The 15,443-nt window shown below is 65.1% G+C and carries 15 protein-coding genes; 12 read left to right on the plus strand and 3 right to left on the minus strand.

Annotated features, from left to right (window positions below; translation table 11 throughout):
* Window positions 1-68 precede the first annotated feature (68 nt).
* Complete coding sequence (locus C84B14_RS01935) at window positions 69-2,204, minus strand: TonB-dependent siderophore receptor (protein ID WP_353221620.1); 2,136 nt, start codon at window positions 2,202-2,204, stop codon at window positions 69-71.
* 142 nt (window positions 2,205-2,346) lie between these two features.
* Between C84B14_RS01935 and C84B14_RS01940 the strand changes: the two genes are divergently transcribed.
* The 4 genes from C84B14_RS01940 (at window position 2,347) to C84B14_RS01955 (ending at window position 5,812) form a co-directional block, all read left to right on the plus strand.
* Window positions 2,347-3,348, plus strand: a complete 1,002-nt coding sequence (locus tag C84B14_RS01940; RefSeq protein ID WP_353221621.1) for a helix-turn-helix transcriptional regulator — start codon at window positions 2,347-2,349, stop codon at window positions 3,346-3,348.
* A gap of 253 nt (window positions 3,349-3,601) precedes the next feature.
* On the plus strand, window positions 3,602-4,156 hold the full coding sequence (locus C84B14_RS01945) for a cytochrome b (RefSeq protein WP_353221622.1): 555 nt from the start codon (window positions 3,602-3,604) through the stop codon (window positions 4,154-4,156).
* A 110-nt stretch (window positions 4,157-4,266) separates the two neighbouring features.
* Window positions 4,267-5,016, plus strand: a complete 750-nt coding sequence (locus C84B14_RS01950) for a sulfite exporter TauE/SafE family protein (RefSeq protein WP_353221623.1) — start codon at window positions 4,267-4,269, stop codon at window positions 5,014-5,016.
* Between the two features lie 46 nt (window positions 5,017-5,062).
* Window positions 5,063-5,812 carry an SDR family oxidoreductase gene (locus C84B14_RS01955; protein WP_353221624.1) on the plus strand — a complete coding sequence of 250 codons (750 nt, stop codon included), beginning with the start codon at window positions 5,063-5,065 and terminating at the stop codon, window positions 5,810-5,812.
* Window positions 5,813-5,888: 76 nt separating this feature from the next.
* On the opposite strand, the gene C84B14_RS01960 is transcribed toward C84B14_RS01955, so the two are convergent.
* Complete coding sequence (locus C84B14_RS01960; protein WP_353221625.1) at window positions 5,889-6,287, minus strand: DUF4282 domain-containing protein; 399 nt, start codon at window positions 6,285-6,287, stop codon at window positions 5,889-5,891.
* A 181-nt stretch (window positions 6,288-6,468) separates the two neighbouring features.
* On the opposite strand from C84B14_RS01960, the gene dsbG reads away from it, so the two are divergent.
* From dsbG to C84B14_RS02000, 8 genes are all read left to right on the plus strand, one after another.
* Entirely contained in the window at window positions 6,469-7,242 is a 774-nt protein-coding gene (gene dsbG, locus C84B14_RS01965) for a thiol:disulfide interchange protein DsbG (protein ID WP_353221626.1), read from the plus strand.
* Window positions 7,243-7,318: 76 nt separating this feature from the next.
* A complete protein-coding gene (locus C84B14_RS01970) occupies window positions 7,319-9,988 on the plus strand; it encodes a M16 family metallopeptidase (protein ID WP_353221627.1) in 2,670 nt (889 codons plus the stop codon).
* Between the two features lie 235 nt (window positions 9,989-10,223).
* Window positions 10,224-10,967: a (Fe-S)-binding protein gene (locus C84B14_RS01975; protein WP_353221628.1), complete on the plus strand. Its 744-nt coding sequence runs from the start codon at window positions 10,224-10,226 to the stop codon at window positions 10,965-10,967.
* Window positions 10,964-12,457, plus strand: coding sequence for a lactate utilization protein B (locus tag C84B14_RS01980; RefSeq protein ID WP_353221629.1), 1,494 nt, complete (start codon window positions 10,964-10,966; stop codon window positions 12,455-12,457). The genes C84B14_RS01975 and C84B14_RS01980 overlap by 4 nt, the downstream gene beginning before the upstream one ends.
* A 4-nt stretch (window positions 12,458-12,461) precedes the next feature.
* Window positions 12,462-13,181: a class I SAM-dependent methyltransferase gene (locus C84B14_RS01985; RefSeq protein WP_353221630.1), complete on the plus strand. Its 720-nt coding sequence runs from the start codon at window positions 12,462-12,464 to the stop codon at window positions 13,179-13,181.
* A 3-nt stretch (window positions 13,182-13,184) separates the two neighbouring features.
* Window positions 13,185-13,814: a LutC/YkgG family protein gene (locus C84B14_RS01990; RefSeq protein WP_353221631.1), complete on the plus strand. Its 630-nt coding sequence runs from the start codon at window positions 13,185-13,187 to the stop codon at window positions 13,812-13,814.
* Between the two features lie 73 nt (window positions 13,815-13,887).
* On the plus strand, window positions 13,888-14,085 hold the full coding sequence (locus C84B14_RS01995) for a type II toxin-antitoxin system VapB family antitoxin (RefSeq protein ID WP_353221632.1): 198 nt from the start codon (window positions 13,888-13,890) through the stop codon (window positions 14,083-14,085).
* A complete protein-coding gene (locus C84B14_RS02000) occupies window positions 14,082-14,459 on the plus strand; it encodes a type II toxin-antitoxin system VapC family toxin (protein ID WP_353221633.1) in 378 nt (125 codons plus the stop codon). The genes C84B14_RS01995 and C84B14_RS02000 overlap by 4 nt, the downstream gene beginning before the upstream one ends.
* 70 nt (window positions 14,460-14,529) lie before the next feature.
* Here the strand turns inward: C84B14_RS02000 and C84B14_RS02005 are convergent, their stop codons facing one another.
* Window positions 14,530-15,414: a GIY-YIG nuclease family protein gene (locus tag C84B14_RS02005; protein WP_353221634.1), complete on the minus strand. Its 885-nt coding sequence runs from the start codon at window positions 15,412-15,414 to the stop codon at window positions 14,530-14,532.
* Between the last annotated feature and the right edge of the window lie 29 nt (window positions 15,415-15,443).

Raw genomic sequence — 15,443 nt, forward strand, 5'->3', positions numbered from 1 at the left:
CAGCACACAACACAGAGCGAGGCGCGCAACGCCCCCCGCCCTGGATTTCGCGATCTGGCCCCGGCGCACTAGAAGTCGTAGCGCAGGGAGCCGACCACGCTCGTGGGTTCGCCATAGAAGTTGAACGTGCCGGTGCTGCCGACGCGGTTGTAGTACTTCTTGTCGAGCAGGTTGTTCACGTTGAGTGCCCCGGAAAGCTTGTCGGTGAACTGGTAGCCCACCATCGCATCGACCACCGCATAGCCCGGCGCTTCCACGCCCTGCAGGGAGCTGAAGTCGCTGAAGGCGGTCACGCCGGCGCCGATGCTCACCCGATCGAGCAGGCCGGAATCGAAGGCGTACTTGGTCCACAGGTTGAACATGTGATCGGGCATGAGCACGAAGGTGGCCTCGTCGGCGCCGCGCTCGACTTCCGTATCCAGATAGGTATAGCCGGCGATGATATCCAGCTGTTCGATCGGCGAGCCGTCGAGCTCGAACTCCACGCCCTGAATACGGCGCTGGCCGATGGCTTCGTTGTAGTTTTCGCCGGGCACGCCCGCTGCGTAGTTGCGGTCGTACATCCGGAACAGGCTGGCACGGGCATTGAGGTCGCCGTTGAAATAGCTGCCCTTCACGCCGGTTTCGTACTGGGTGCCTTCACGCGGCTCGATGAGATCGCCGTTGATGTCGTAGGCGGTCTGCGGGTTGAACACCTTGGAGTAGCTGGCATACAGGGCGTGGTGGCGATCCACGTCCAGCACCAGCCCGGCATAGGGGGTGAGCTTGCCATTGTCGTCGCGCGAGCCGGTGGTGCCTGCCGTGTTGTCGGTGAGCTCGACCTTGTAGTCGCTCACCCGTACGCCGCCGATCAGGGCCAGCGGCTCGACCGGACGGAAGGTCAGCTTCGTATAGAGGCCGATTTCTTCGAGCTTGGTCGTGTTGTCGGTGAGCGAACCGCTGGCGAGCACGTCGACATAGGCCAGGTCTTCGAAATCATCGGCGTCGGTACGGCCCAGGCGTGCCCGTCCACGAATGGAGTCGGTGTCGTAGTGCTTGTAGTCGGCGCCGGCCACGAATTCGCTGACGTTGCCGAAGGTTTCGAACGGCTGGCTATAGCTGGCATCCACGGCGAGCGTGTTCTGGTCGATATCACCGGCCGTGGCGGATACCGGCACGGTGCCATCCGCGGCCACCGGGCCGCCGCCAAAGGCATAGTTGTAGTCGGCGTTGCGGTTGGAATAGCGCGCGCCCACCCGACCGAAGCCGCCCGACTCGAAGCGATGGGTCAGCTCGAAGATGAAGTCGTCGGTGGTGGCGGTGAAATCGTTCCAGTCGGCGCCGAAGAACGTCGAGCGGTCCACGTCCAGCAGGCTGCCGTCGGCATCGGTGGCCAGGCCGTTGTTGACGGTGATATCGCGCTGCTGACGCAGATAGGCCACCGACACCATCGTATCCGGATCGATATCGTATTCGAGGGTGCCGTAGAAGCTCTGGGAGTTGTTGTCGTTGTTGTCGACAAAGCCGTCGGTATCGCTCTGTGCGACCACCGCGCGCCCGCGCAGGCGCCCGTCCTCGGTCAGCGGGCCGGAGGCGTCGCCTTCCAGATAGTACTGGTTGAAGCTGCCATAGCGGCCGATCACGTGGCCCTGGGCGTCCTCGGTCGGGCGCTTGCGCACGAGGTTGACGATGCCGCCCAGCTCGCTGCTGCTGTTGAACAACCCGGACGGCCCGCGCATCACCTCGACGCGATCGAAGGCGGCCAGATTGGGCAGCGTGCCGTTGATGCTGGCCATGGGCGCCGGCAGGCCGTCGATATTGAACTCGTCGTATTCGTAGCCGCGCGAATAGATCGACGAACGCCCGGCATCGTTGGTGAGCACGCGCAGGCCCGGCGTGCGCCGCGCCAGTTCGTCGAGCGTATCCACGTTGCGATCCTCGATGGACTCACGGGTGATTACGCTGATCGACTGCGGAATATCCTTGAGTGCGGCCGGTGTCTTGGTACCCACCGTAGCCGCATCCACCGCATAGCCGCCGGTCTGCTCGGACGGCAGCATGTCGTAGAGCTGATTGCCTTCGACGGTGACCATTTCGAGCTGAAGCGGCTCGTCACCGGCAGCGCCGTCTTTCTGTGCCGCGGCCGGCATGGCCGAAGCGAGTATGACCACGCCAAGCAACAGCGGTGTACCAAGCGATTGCCGGGTTTTGATGCAGCCGTTCATATTCCCCCCAATGTGAAACCACGCGCGGCAACGCCGGGCGATTGCAAGTTCAACCGTGTGCGAATGCGAATCTTTTGCATTTACACTTTGTGCCGCGCATTATTTCAGAGGCTTGCCGCCCAAACCTTTGCGAAACGCTCAAATGTCTTTGCATTCGAACACCGCGACCGACCCTGCCCGTCTCGAACGCTTCATCGGCGCTGCCGAACTCAACCGGCATGCGGCGCATCTCGGCCGCGACTACCAGACGCGCGTCGCCGACGACTCGCCGCCCCTGGAAGGTCAGTTCGGTGTCGATGCCCTGCCGGGCGGGCTGGTACTGCGACATGCCAGCGTGCGTAACCGCCAGGACATGCGCTCCCGACTGCAGCTGTGCCCGGGCCTCAAGCTGATCCTGGTGCTCGCCGGGGAAGTCGATGTGCGATTCGGCGATCGCCCATTACCGGCCGGGGCCGGCACGCGCTATGCCTGTGCCGTGCATCTGCACGAACCGACAATCTTCGAGCGCCGTGCGCGACGCAACAGCCGGGAACAAAGCCTCACCCTGACCGTACCGCACGACTGGCTGCGCCAACGCCTGGTCACGCTCGGCGACGGCCGCGGCAGCATGCATCTACTGGATACGCCGCACCTGTGCATGCAGCCCTGGCAGCCCAGCAGCGCGCTGTGCGCGAGCGCCCAGGTGCTGATCGCCGCGGACAGCAGCGGCGACAGCGCCGGCCCGGCGCGACGGCTGCGCTGCGAAAGCCTGGCCCTGGCGATGGTCGCCGAAGCCCTGCCCGCGCTACTGGCTATGCCCGCCACCGACGAGCCGCCGCGGCCGATCGATGCACGCCGGCTACGGCGCATGCGCGATCTCGTCGACAAACCATCGGCGGCGCCACTGACCGTCGATGCACTCGCGCGCGAGGCGGGCATGAGCCGTAGCAGCCTGCAGCGCCACTTCAACGTCTGCTATGGCATGAGCGTGCAAAAGTTTCTGCGCGAACGCCGTCTCCAGGCTGCCGATCGTGCCCTGCGCGAAGACGGCGTCAACGTCGTGACCGCCGCCGAACTTGCCGGCTATACCAGCGCCGCCAACTTCGCGACCGCCTATCGGCGCGTCTACGGCATCGCGCCGAGCGAACGCCGCCGGCGCGCCTGACCGCCGCGACGCAAACCGAACAAGCCGGCCAGACCCCGTCGGGGCCGAGCACCGTCATCCCGGCCCGGCCGCGTTCGTGCAAACGTTGCGGCAACGTTCTGCCCACGCGTTGGCAAGCCGATTACGCTAGGATTTCCCTGGGGAATTGATCGAAGCGCTCGGCGGCGCCGTCGTGCCTTGTACGGTTTGCCAGGCGCAACGCCCCGTCACCTCGCTTCACCGACACTATCGGCACGCACGCCAAGGGGTTCGCATGGATACTCGAGTCATGGACCACGCATACGGTTACGGTCTGGTCAGTCGATTTTTTCACTGGTCGATGGCACTGCTACTCGTATGGCAGGCGACATCTGCAGCGTTGCACTACTTTTTCGACGATACGCCGGTCACCGACTTCTTCTTCGGCTACCACTTCTCCAACGGCGTGCTGATTCTCATCCTGGCAGTGCTGCGCGGTATCTGGGGGCTGCTCAACCTCTCGCGCCGGCCGTCGCATGCGGGCGGCCTGCAGCGCGCGGCCGCGCTCGGCCATGTCGCCATGTATGTGCTGCTCATCGCGGTCCCCGTGGTCGCGGTCATCCGCGCCTATGGCAGCACGCGCCCCTTTTCGGCGCTCGGCGTGCAGATCTTCGACGGCATGGAAACCAAGATCGAGTGGATGAGCAATCTCGGTAACCAATGGCACGGCTTTCTCGGCTGGATTCTGTTCGCCCTGATTGCCGGTCATATCGCGATGGCGTTCGTACACACCCATGGCCTCAAGCAACCGTTGATCGCCCGTATGACCAAAGGCGACGAACGCCTGTAAGCCGAACATTCGCGCCACAGGTGTTGATTACACCTGAGCGGCACAACATGTCGGCTGCGGCGCGCACCGCAGCCGCCGACGGCTTAGACTGAGCACGCTCTTTCCATCGCGTGAACTGGCTCTTGGATATCGCTTTGCTCTTCGTCGCGGCCCTGGCGGCCGGCGCGATCAACGCGCTGGCCGGCGGCGGCAGCTTCATCACCCTGCCGGCCCTGCTGTTTCACGGCCTGCCGCCGACCGTGGCCAATGCCACCAGCGCAACGGCCGTGCTGCCCGGCTATGCGACAACGCTGTTCCGGTTCCGTCGCGATGTGGCCCCGCCGGCCGCGCTGTCGCTGCCGGCGATGGTGGCAATCGCCGCGGCCGGCGGTATCAGCGGCGCTTCGCTGCTGCTGCTCACCGGCGACCGCGCCTTCGCGGCGATCGTACCCTGGCTGATGGGCGTGGCCACGCTGATCTTCGCGGCCGCCCCCTGGCTCAAGCAGCGCATGGCCGAACGCGAGGCCAGCACGCCGGTGGCGACCATCGCGCTCTATCTCGCCTGTACCTACGGCGGTTATTTCAACGGCGGCGTGGGCATCATCGTAATCGCCCTGCTCGGGCTGCTGGGCCAGACCCGGCTGCTGACCTCGGTGGCGATGAAGGCGGTGATGTCGGCCACGCTGACCACGATCTCGGTATCGGTGTATGCGGCGTTCGGTCTCATCGACTGGCCGCTGGCCGCACTCATGGCCGGCGGCGCCATGCTCGGCGGCTGGATCGGCGCGGCGTTCGGCTATCGCATCGCGCCGCGCTGGCACCGCATCGGCATCGTGGCCATCGGCTCGATCATGACCGTGCTGATGTTTATGCGTGTGTAAAGGGCAGGCGTTACCCTGTGACCATCATTCTCTGCAGAGTTGAGTCATGGATAAAGTGATGCTGGTCACCGGCGGCAGCCGGGGCATCGGTGCGGCCACCTGCCTGATGGCCGCGAAATACGGCTATGCGGTGGCGGTGAACTACCACAGCAATAAAGAGGCCGCCGACGCGGTCGTCAAGGCAATCGAAAAGGACGGCGGCAAGGCGATGGCCATCCAGGCCGACGTGGCTAACGAACAGGACGTGGTACGCCTGTTCGCGACCGTGGACGACGAGCTGGGTCGTATCACCGCGCTGGTGAACAACGCCGGCATCGTCGATCAGCCGTCCAAGGTGGCGGATATGTCCGCCGAACGCGTGGCGCGGATGATGTCGGTGAACGTTGTGGGCCCGTTCCTGTGTGCGCGCGAAGCGATCCGGCGCATGGGCACGTCCTACGGCGGCCCGGGCGGGGCGATCGTGAACGTCTCCTCGGCGGCCAGCCATGCGGCCGGCGGCGGCGGTGCCGGTACGTATATCGACTACGGTGCCTCCAAGGGCGCAATCGACACGCTCACCGAAGGGCTGGCCAAGGAAGTCGCGGGCGACCAGATTCGCGTGAACGCGGTACGGCCGGGCGTGGTGGATACCGAAATCCATGCCAGCGGCGGCCTGCCGGACAAACCCGAACAGGCGAAATCGGCCATTCCGCTGGGCCGGATCGGCCAGCCGGAGGATATTGCCGAGGCGATTCTGTATCTCACCGAGGCGAAGTTCACCACCGGCGCGTTTCTGGACGTGGACGGCGGCGTCTGAGCCGACGCCTGCAGTCATGAAGCCTGCCGCCGGCGCCGAGGGCAGAAGTTTGTCCGCGGCGCCGGTGACAGTCGGCCTACTTGCCGCGTGCTGATTTGCGCCAGAAGCGGATACGCGGCAAATCCTGATGGATATCCTCGGTCTGGCCGGCGATGCTCTCGATCTGCCCGCCCAGGGCTTCCAGAAAGAAGGCGATCCGGAAGACGGTCAAAACGAACTCGAGCATGACTCGAATCGTGACCACCAGGGCCAGAAACATGGCCGGCCCGAGCAGACACAGCCAGGCCAGACCGCTGATCCAGGATTGCTGAAACGCCCAGAAGATGACGTAGACGGTCGCCATGCCCGACAGCAGCTGGCCCAACGTATAGATGGTGGGCACCATCTGGGTGGTAATCACCGTGGTGAAACGACGGTCGAACAGCCCTGAAAGCAGGCTGCCGCCATCGTTGCGCATTTCGTGAAGTCGTTTCATTGCATTTACCTACAAACCCTCGCGCTGAACGCGCGTATCGCACGTCGTGCGCGCTAAGACCGATCCTATGCTGTTTTGTTGCATTGCAGCAAACATCGGCCGCCGTTGGCCCCGTCGCGATCGTCGATTCAGATAGACTGGCGCGATCGCCACAGGCGCACCCGTTTGTTCAGGAGTCTTCATGTCACGCCTTGCTCGGCCCTTAATCGCTGCCGGCCTATTGCTTGCCACGCTGCCGCTCGCGGTGGCTGTCGCCGCGCCGCAATGGCCGGCGCCGATTCGCAATCTCGAGGGCAAGGGCCTGACCATCGTCGAGGCCTTCGATGCCCCCGGCGGCATGACCGGCTATGCCGCGCGTGCCGGCAACCGCCCGCTCACGCTCTACCTCACCCCGGATCGCGAGCACGTGATCATCGGCCCGATGCTCGACGCCGACGGCAAGAACCTGAGCCAGGAGGTGCTGGACGCCACCATCACCCAGCCCGATATCCAGAGCGCCTGGCCGAAGCTGGAAAAATCCAATTGGGTGGCCGACGGCGATGACGACGCCAAACGCGTGATCTACGTGTTCACCGACCCCAACTGCCCGTACTGCCACAAGTTCTACGAAGTCGCCCGGCCCTGGGTCGAATCCGGCAAGGTACAGCTGCGCCATATTCCGGTGGGCATCATCAAGCCGTCCAGCCCCGGCAAGGCGGCCGCCATTCTCGGCGCCGACGACCCGAGCGCAGCACTGGCCCGGCACGAGGAGAACTACAGCCGTGGCGGGATCGAGCCGCTCGAGGACATGCCGGCCGAACTGCGCGAAAAGGTCGCCGCCAACAACATGCTGATGTCGTCGCTGGGCATCCAGGGCACGCCGGGGCTGGTGTATCGCAACGCCGAAGGCAAGATCGATATCCATCAGGGCATGCCCCAGGGCGCGCTGCGCGAGGAAATTTTCGGCAAAAAGTAGCCGCCCGGGCACTCGCAGGGGCAAATGGTTGTCTGTAGCCTGCAACCATATTGCGTCGAACGATGAGCGAGGCCCCATGACCCGTCTACGCCCCCTGCTGCTGCTGTGCCTATGGGCTGCCGCCCTACCCGTGCTGGCAGCCCCCGCTCAAGACGACGCCGTACGCCGTACGACGCTGGACAACGGTCTGCAGGTCATCGTGGTGCCGAACCGGCTTGCGCCCACGGTGACCACGATGATGAATTACGACGTGGGTTCGCGCGATGCCCCGGCCGGCTTTCCCGGCATGGCGCATGCGCAGGAACACATGATGTTTCGCGGCACCGACGACCTGTCCGCGGCGCAGATCTCGGCCATTGCCGCGGCCATGGGCGGCCGCTTCAATGCCGATACCCAGGACGAAGTCACCCGCTACTACTTCACCGTGCCGGCCCAGTATCTCGAGGTGGCACTACGGCTGCACGCCGAGCGCATGCGCTCGGTCGCCAACGATCAGAGCGCCTGGGAGAAGGAACGCGGCGCCATCGAGCAGGAAGTCGCCCGCGATCTGTCCAGTCCGGACTATGTCGCCTATACCCGCCTGCGCGAGCAGCTGTTCGCGGGCACGCCCTATGCCCACGACGCGCTCGGCACGAAAGCCTCCTTCGACAAGACCACGGGCAAGATGCTCAAGGCCTTTCACGAGCGCTGGTATACGCCCAATAACGCCACCCTGATCGTGAGCGGCGACGTCGACGCCAAGCAGACCCTGGCCACCGTGGGCCGCCTGTTCGGCGATATCGAGCCGCACGAACTGCCCAAGACCGCGCCGGTTGCGCTCTCGCCGGTGGATGCCGAGCCTATCCGCATGGCCACCGATGCCGGCTATGGCCTGGCCTACCTCGCCTTTCGTGCCCCCGGCACGCACAGCGCCGACGAGTACGCCGCCGCCAATGTACTCGCCACCATCCTCAACAACCCGCGCAGCGCGCTGTATAGCCGGCTGGTGGCCACCGGCAAGAGCCTGGGCACCCAGTTCGCCCTCGACGGCCTGCGCGAAGCCGGCATCGCCTATGCCGCCGCGGCCTTTCCCAAGGGCGCCGACAGCGATGCCCTGGTGGCGCAAATGCGCGACGTGCTGGGCGATATCGCGGACAAAGGCGCAAGCGCAGAGCAGGTCGAAGCCGCCAAACGCCAGCTCACGACCCGCAACGCCGCCGCCCGCGATTCCATCGAAGGGCTCGCCGAGCAGTGGTCGCAGGCGGTTGCGATCGACGGCCTGGCCTCGCCGGATGCCCAGCTGGCCGCCATTCGCCGCGTCGACGCCAAGGCGGTCAATCGCTTGGCACAACGTATGCTCGATCCAGACCAGAGCGTGCTGACGGTGCTCACGCCCGAAGGCTCGGGCGCACCCGCCGCCGGCGACGGCTTCGGCGGCGGCGAATCCTTCGCGCCGAGCCATGCGGCCGATGTCGACCTGCCGGACTGGGCCGCCAAACCGCTGGCCAGCATCGACACGCCCACGCCGCGCGTTACCCCGCAACAAAGCACGCTGGACAACGGCCTGCGTCTGATCGTGGTGCCCACTGATGCCACCCATGCCGTGCACGTCTACGGCCATATCCGTAACGAACCCTATCTGCAGGCGCCCAAGGGCAAGGAAGGCATCGACGGCGTACTGTCGAGCCTGCTCGATTACGGCACCCGAAAGCACGACCGGGTGGCTTATCAGGCCGAACTCGATGCGATCGGTGCCCAGGCCAGCGCCGGCAGCGATTTCTCGTTGACCGTGCTGCCCGAACACTTCGACCGCGGCCTGGCGCTACTCGCCGAAAACGAGCTGGCTCCCGCGCTGCCCAAAGAGGCCTTCAAGGTCGTGCAGGCCCAGACGGCCGGCGCGGTGGCCGGCCAGCTGACCAGCCCGGATTTTCATGCCGGGCAGGCGCTCAAGCGCGCGCTCTTGCCGAACGACGATCCGACCCTGCGCCATGCCACGCCGGCCACGGTGAACGGCCTGTCCCTGGCCGACGTCACCGACTACTACGACAAGACATTCCGACCCGACCTGGCCACGCTGGTGGTCGTCGGCGACGTTGATACCGCCCAGGTACGCAAGGCGGTAGAAAAGAACTTTGGCGCCTGGAAAGCCAAAGGGCCAACGCCCGACGTGGACCTACCTGCAGTGTCCGCCAATAAAGCCGCCACCGTGCACGTGCCCGACAGCGCCCGCGTACAGGACACGGTTCAGGTCGCCGAAACCCTGGGCCTGCAGCCGACGGACGAAGATTACCGCGCCCTTGAACTCGGCAACCAGGTGCTCACCGGCGGTTTCTATGCCAGCCGGCTCTATCGCGAGCTGCGCGCCGAGCGCGGGCTGGTGTACTACATTCATTCCGGCCTGCAGGCCGACCGTACCCGCGCCCGGCTGGCGTTCGAATACGGCAGCCAGCCGGACAAAGTGGCCGAAGCCAATCGCCTGATTGCCGATGCGCTCGCCGATATGGCCAAGGCACCGGTATCCGCTGCCGAACTGCATCGTGCCCAGGCCGGGCTCGTGCGCCAGGTACCGTTGGGCGAAGCCAGTGCCGGCGCCATCGGCATGGGGCTGCTCTCGCGCGTGGAGAACGGCCTGCCGCTGGACGCGCCCTATCGTGCCGCACGGGCGTACCAGTCGCTGGATGCCGAGGCGATCCAGGCAGCCTTCAAGCGCTGGATACGCCCCGATGCCCTGGTGCACGTCATCCAGGGGCCGGCGCCGGCGTCCTAGCCAACCTTATCCCCTCGCGGAAACCGACACGGCGCCGGTCGCGTAGTTGCCATAGTCAGGCGGGCGTCGCCGGGCGGGCCGGCGGCATGCCGTGGCTCGAAAGGGCATCGACATGGGCCCTTTCGACTTTTGTATAAGGCAACGACCGGGCCGGACAATCCGGCAACACGCGCGTTAGACTGAGCCTGCGGCCGCCCGCCCGGCCTCGTTCCGCTCGCGACTTTTCGGAGAGCCCATGCAAATCGGCCTGTTCGTGCCCTGTTTCATCGATGCCTTCTATCCCGGCGTGGGCATTGCCACGCTGGAATTGCTGGAACGCTTCGACTGCAAGGTGGACTACCCCTTCGACCAGACCTGCTGTGGCCAGCCCATGGTCAACTCCGGCTGCCACGACGAAGCACGGGCCACCGAAGCGCTGTTCGTGAAGAACTTCGCGAAATACGACGTCATCGTGGCGCCGTCCGGCTCCTGCGTGCACCAGATACGCGACAACCTGACCGCCATCGAGCAGACGCCGGAGGTCAAACACGTACGCGAGAACACGCTCGAACTGGTCGAGTTCCTGCACGACGTACTCAAGGTCGATGCATTCCCCTGGGCGCGTTTCGAGCACCGCGTGGGCTATCACGACTCCTGCAACACGCTGCGCAATCTCGGCCACGGCAAGCCCAGCGAACTGCACGGCGAATATTTCTCCAAGCCGCGGGCACTGCTGGAAAAGGTCGCCGGCATCGAGCTGGTCTCCATCGACCGGCCGGACGAATGCTGCGGCTTTGGCGGCACCTTCTCGGTGACCGAACCGGACGTCTCTACCCGGATGGGCCAAGACAAGATCGCCGATCACGGCCGCAACGGCGCGGAATATATCGTCTCGGCCGATTCGTCGTGTCTGATGCACCAGTCCGGCTGTGCTGCCCGCATCGGCGCGCCGATCCGCTTCAAGCACATCGCTGAAATCCTCAACGGGGCAAGCCAATGAACGGCAACGAACCCAATCCCGCGGCCACCATGAAACGCGCCACGCCGGAGCCCCAGCCGCGCCCGGCGAAGGCCGCCGACGGCAAGCGCGTGGACCATGCGCGTTCGGCTAAGCAGTTTCTGAACGCGCCGGAACACGCCAAATCGCACGACACCCGCGTCTGGGCCATGCGCAGCAAGCGCGACAAACAGGCCCATACGATCGAGGAATGGGAAGAGCTGCGCCAGCTGGCCAGCGACATCAAGACGCACACGCTCACCAACCTCGACACCTATCTCGAGCAGTTCGAGGCCAACGCCAAGGCCAACGGCATCCACGTGCACTGGGCGAAAGACGGCGCCGAGCACAACCGCATCATCCACGAGATCTTCAACGATCACGGCGTGAAGAGCGTGATCAAGGCGAAGTCCATGCTCATGGAAGAGTGCGGCTTTCGGCACTACATGGACGGCGTGGGCATCGAAATCGTGGAAACCGATCTGGGCGAGCGTATCCAGCAGCTCGACGGCGAAGACCCGAGCCATATCGTGGTGCCGCCCGTGCACAAGATGCGTTCGGACGTGGCGCGGCTGTTCGCCGACAAGCTTGGTTCAGATCCCGACAACGACGACGCCCACTATCTCGCCGGGGCCCAGCGTGACGCCACGCGGCCGCTGATTCTGGACGCCGATGCCGGCATGACCGGTGCCAACTTCGCCGTGGCCGAAACCGGCGGCTTCGTGGTCTGCACCAACGAAGGCAACGCCGACCTGTCGGCCAACGTGCCCAACCTGCACGTGGCCTCCATCGGCATCGAAAAACTCGTGCCCCGCGTGGAAGACATGGGCGTATTCATCCGCCTGCTGTCGCGCTCGGCGCTCGGCTCGCCCATCACCCAGTACACATCGCATTTCCGCGGCCCCAAGCAAGGCGGCGAGATGCATATCGTGCTGGTCGACAACGGCCGCTCCAAGCGCCTGGGCATGGAGAAGTTCTGGTCGTCGCTCAAGTGCATTCGCTGCGGCGCCTGCATGAACACCTGCCCGGTGTACCGGCGTTCCGGCGGGCTGAGCTATGGCGCGACCTATGCCGGCCCGCTGGGGCTGATCCTCAACCCCACCTTCGACGCCCACCGCTATTCCAATCTGCCGTTTGCCTCCACGCTCAACGGCAGCTGCACCAACGTGTGCCCGGTGAAGATCAATATCCACGAACAGATCTTCGGCTGGCGTCAGGTGTTGGCCGAGAACGGCCACCTGCCGTGGACCAAGAAAACCGGGCTCGCCGCGGCCGGCAAGGTGCTGGCCAGCCCCAAGGGCTATCGCGCCGCGATCAAGGCCACCAACTCCGCGCTAAAGCATTTGCCGCGCTGGGCGATCTACAACCGCATGAACGCCTGGGGCGAAGGCCGCGAAATGCCCAGCCCGCCCGACAACGGCACCTTCCACGACTGGTACAAGCGCCATCGTCTCAACCGGGATGGCGCAAGCCGCAACACCCCGGAGAACTAACGCCATGGCCCACGACACCCAGAGATTGCCCGCTGAGAACGCCATTCTCGAAGCGTGGCACGACAACGCGGCGGCCTGGGTGCACGCCATTCATCAGCACGGCATCGCCAGCCGCCGCACCACCGACCGCGCCATCGTGGATACCGTGCTCGACTGCGGGCCCGAGCGCGTGCTCGACATCGGCTGCGGCGAAGGCTGGCTGCTGCGCGCACTGGCCGCCGAAGACATCGCCTGTACCGGCATCGATGCCGTGCCCGAGCTCATCGACGCCGCGCGCGAGAAGTGCGTCAACCCGAACGTCGACCTCAAGGTCTGTGCCTACGAAGACCTGGCCGACGCCGAGTTCGCCGAACCCTTCGATATGGCCGTGTGCAACTTCTCCCTGCTCGGCGAAGACAGCGTGGACGATGCCCTGGCCGGCGCGGCCCGCGCGGTGGTCCCCGGCGGGCTGCTGGTCATCCAGACCCTGCACCCGCTCACCGCCTGCGGCGACCGGCCCTATATAGACGGCTGGCGCAGTGCCAGCGGTGCCTGCCTGGGCAGCGGCTTCCAGGACGACGCCCCCTGGTATTTCCGCACCCTCGGGCGCTGGCTGGAACTCGTCAACAGCGGCGACTGGCGTCTGGCCGCGGTTGAGGAACCGCTCGACGACAACCACTATCTGCCGGCCTCGCTGATACTCATCGCCATCCGCCAGCCGACCGACGACGACCCGGAGCTTTAACCCATGAGCAGCCGCGACGACATCCTCGGCGCCGTTCGCAGCGCCAAACCGGGCCTCGACGCGCCCGCACCCACGGTGCCGAACTACGACGACAACTACCCGCAGGAACGCGCCGGCCTCGTCGACCTGTTCGCCGAACGCCTGACCATGATGGGCGGCAGCTGGCATGCGCTGGGCGACGGCCAGAGCATCGAAGACGCCGTACAGCAGGCGCTCGCCGAAAAGCTGGGCAAACCGTTCGCCGACGCCGTGATTGCCTCCAACGTGCAGGAAGTCGCCGGCAACCGGACGCTCACCAACAGCGACGACCCGGCCACCGTCCACGACGTGGATATCGCCGTGCTGCGTGCACGCTTCGGCGTAGCCGAAACCGGCAGCGTGGCCTTTACCGAAGCCGAACTCACCGTCAACGCCATCGCCTATCTCGCCCAGCACCTCGTCGTACTGATCGACCCGGCCGAAATCGTCACCAACCTCCACCGCGCCTACCAGCGCGACGATTTCGTGAGCGCAAACTACACCGTCTTCCACACCGGCCCCTCGGCCACCGCGGATATCGAAGGCGTGCTTGTTCGTGGGGCGCAGGGGGTGCGGTCTTTGACGGTGATTCCGGTGTCTGCGAACCCGGCCTGAGCACTAGCGACACCGCATCTGGATCGTCACCGCATGATGTACGATTGAACCATCGGCAACATGGATGTCGCTCATGCGTACGACGATCAATCTAGATGATGCATTACTCGCCGAGGCGCAACGCCTGACCGGCCTGTCAGAGCGCACCGCGCTCGTACGCGAAGCGCTGTCGGCGCTGATCCAACGGGAGAGTGCGCAGCGCCTCGCACGTCTGGGCGGCAGCGAACCGCAATTGAATAACCCGCCGCGGCGCCAATCCGAACCCGCGTGATTCTTGTCGATACCTCGATCTGGATCGACCATTTCCGACATGGCGACGCGGCCCTGGCCTCGCGCCTGAACAGCAACGAAGTCTGTAGCCACCCAATGGTGCTCGGCGAACTGGCCTGCGGACACTTCAAGGCACGCCGCGAAATATTCGCGCTGCTCGATGCACTACCCATGGCACCCGTCGCAACGCACACCGAAGCGCGCGACTTCATTGAGCGTCACGCGCTGATGGGCCGGGGCATCGGCTTCGTGGACGTGCACCTGCTCGCAGCGGCGGCACTCATGGGCGATGGTCGCTTATGGACGAGAGATAAACGCCTCGCGCGAACGGCCGGCGAACTGAACCTTGCGATGGATCCTGCGGGCGGTTCGTGAGCGCTGCTGCGAACTCAACGCAGCCCTGAGCGCGCTTATCGCCGAGAGTTCGACACGCGCATCCAGCTATTCATATCGCGGCGTCTGCGCGCGCCTCTTGCAACGCCTTTAGCGTGCGCCCGCCTTCATCTTTCCAGCAGATCCGGCCATTCGCACTGCCGCCGACCAGCACACCGGCCGCCGAAGACGGCGAATTGAAGCGAAAATCCTGGGTGAATCGAAGCCCCTGGCCGTCACGCACCAACACCCCACGATCCTGCAACTGCTGGCGCATATCCCGCATGTGCTCGTGAATCGAGACGGTTTCGTCCAGACGTGCCATCGAGTCTTCCAGCACGACAAACCCGTCGGCTACTTCGCGGCCTCGTCCCCGAGCGCCGCGCTCGTTCAAGTGCAGTTCGATCGGCGTGGACTGACTGGGCGCAGATTCAACTCGTGCCTGGCCCGCAGCGGACTCAAACGCATCGATACCCAGAACAGGAAAAATCACCAGCATCTCGTCCAGAAACCATTCCGCATCGGCCCGATCGGCTTCCGACAGCGGCGGCACGCCCGGCGTCGTTCCATTTTCCACCGCCCATTGATTGGCACGCTTGGCCAGCTCGATCAGGCGGGATTCCAGATAGCGTACATGCGCCTTGTTCAAGCCCTCGTTGGTGCTGGTGAACGCCACCGCGCGGGTCCAGAACTCCTTGCCCGCTACATGCTGCTTGAGCCGCTCGCCCAGCACATCCGCCTCGCCCACATACAAACGCGGCGCCCCGTCTTCGGCCGGGCCGTTAAGCACATAAACACCCGGCTGACGCAGCTCATCACGCGCAAGCGCACGGCCGATCTCCGACCGGCTCACCACCACCGCCCGACCGGTCCAGTTGGATTTCTCCACCACCCGCAGCCCGTCCGGCGTGCCGTCGGCCAGGAAGATGCGAATGGAGGTTGGGCGCGGCTGGGTCATGGCGTCCTGGTATCGATGTGAGAGGCGAC

The sequence above is a fragment of the Salinisphaera sp. C84B14 genome (assembly GCF_040361435.1).
Taxonomy (GTDB): Bacteria; Pseudomonadota; Gammaproteobacteria; order Nevskiales; family Salinisphaeraceae; genus Salinisphaera.

Excerpts from the sequence above, each read along its gene's own strand:
- C84B14_RS01935 (WP_353221620.1), bottom strand. The coding sequence starts at position 2,204 with ATGAACGGCTGCATCAAAACCCGGCAATCGCTTGGTACACCGCTGTTG.
- C84B14_RS02005 (WP_353221634.1), bottom strand. The coding sequence starts at position 15,414 with ATGACCCAGCCGCGCCCAACCTCCATTCGCATCTTCCTGGCCGACGGC.
- C84B14_RS01980 (WP_353221629.1), top strand. The coding sequence starts at position 10,964 with ATGAACGGCAACGAACCCAATCCCGCGGCCACCATGAAACGCGCCACG.
- C84B14_RS01945 (WP_353221622.1), top strand. The coding sequence starts at position 3,602 with ATGGATACTCGAGTCATGGACCACGCATACGGTTACGGTCTGGTCAGT.
- C84B14_RS01985 (WP_353221630.1), top strand. The coding sequence starts at position 12,462 with ATGGCCCACGACACCCAGAGATTGCCCGCTGAGAACGCCATTCTCGAA.
- C84B14_RS01995 (WP_353221632.1), top strand. The coding sequence starts at position 13,888 with ATGCGTACGACGATCAATCTAGATGATGCATTACTCGCCGAGGCGCAA.
- C84B14_RS01955 (WP_353221624.1), top strand. The coding sequence starts at position 5,063 with ATGGATAAAGTGATGCTGGTCACCGGCGGCAGCCGGGGCATCGGTGCG.
- C84B14_RS01940 (WP_353221621.1), top strand. The coding sequence starts at position 2,347 with ATGTCTTTGCATTCGAACACCGCGACCGACCCTGCCCGTCTCGAACGC.
- C84B14_RS01960 (WP_353221625.1), bottom strand. The coding sequence starts at position 6,287 with ATGAAACGACTTCACGAAATGCGCAACGATGGCGGCAGCCTGCTTTCA.
- C84B14_RS01975 (WP_353221628.1), top strand. The coding sequence starts at position 10,224 with ATGCAAATCGGCCTGTTCGTGCCCTGTTTCATCGATGCCTTCTATCCC.
- C84B14_RS01970 (WP_353221627.1), top strand. The coding sequence starts at position 7,319 with ATGACCCGTCTACGCCCCCTGCTGCTGCTGTGCCTATGGGCTGCCGCC.
- dsbG (WP_353221626.1), top strand. The coding sequence starts at position 6,469 with ATGTCACGCCTTGCTCGGCCCTTAATCGCTGCCGGCCTATTGCTTGCC.
- C84B14_RS01990 (WP_353221631.1), top strand. The coding sequence starts at position 13,185 with ATGAGCAGCCGCGACGACATCCTCGGCGCCGTTCGCAGCGCCAAACCG.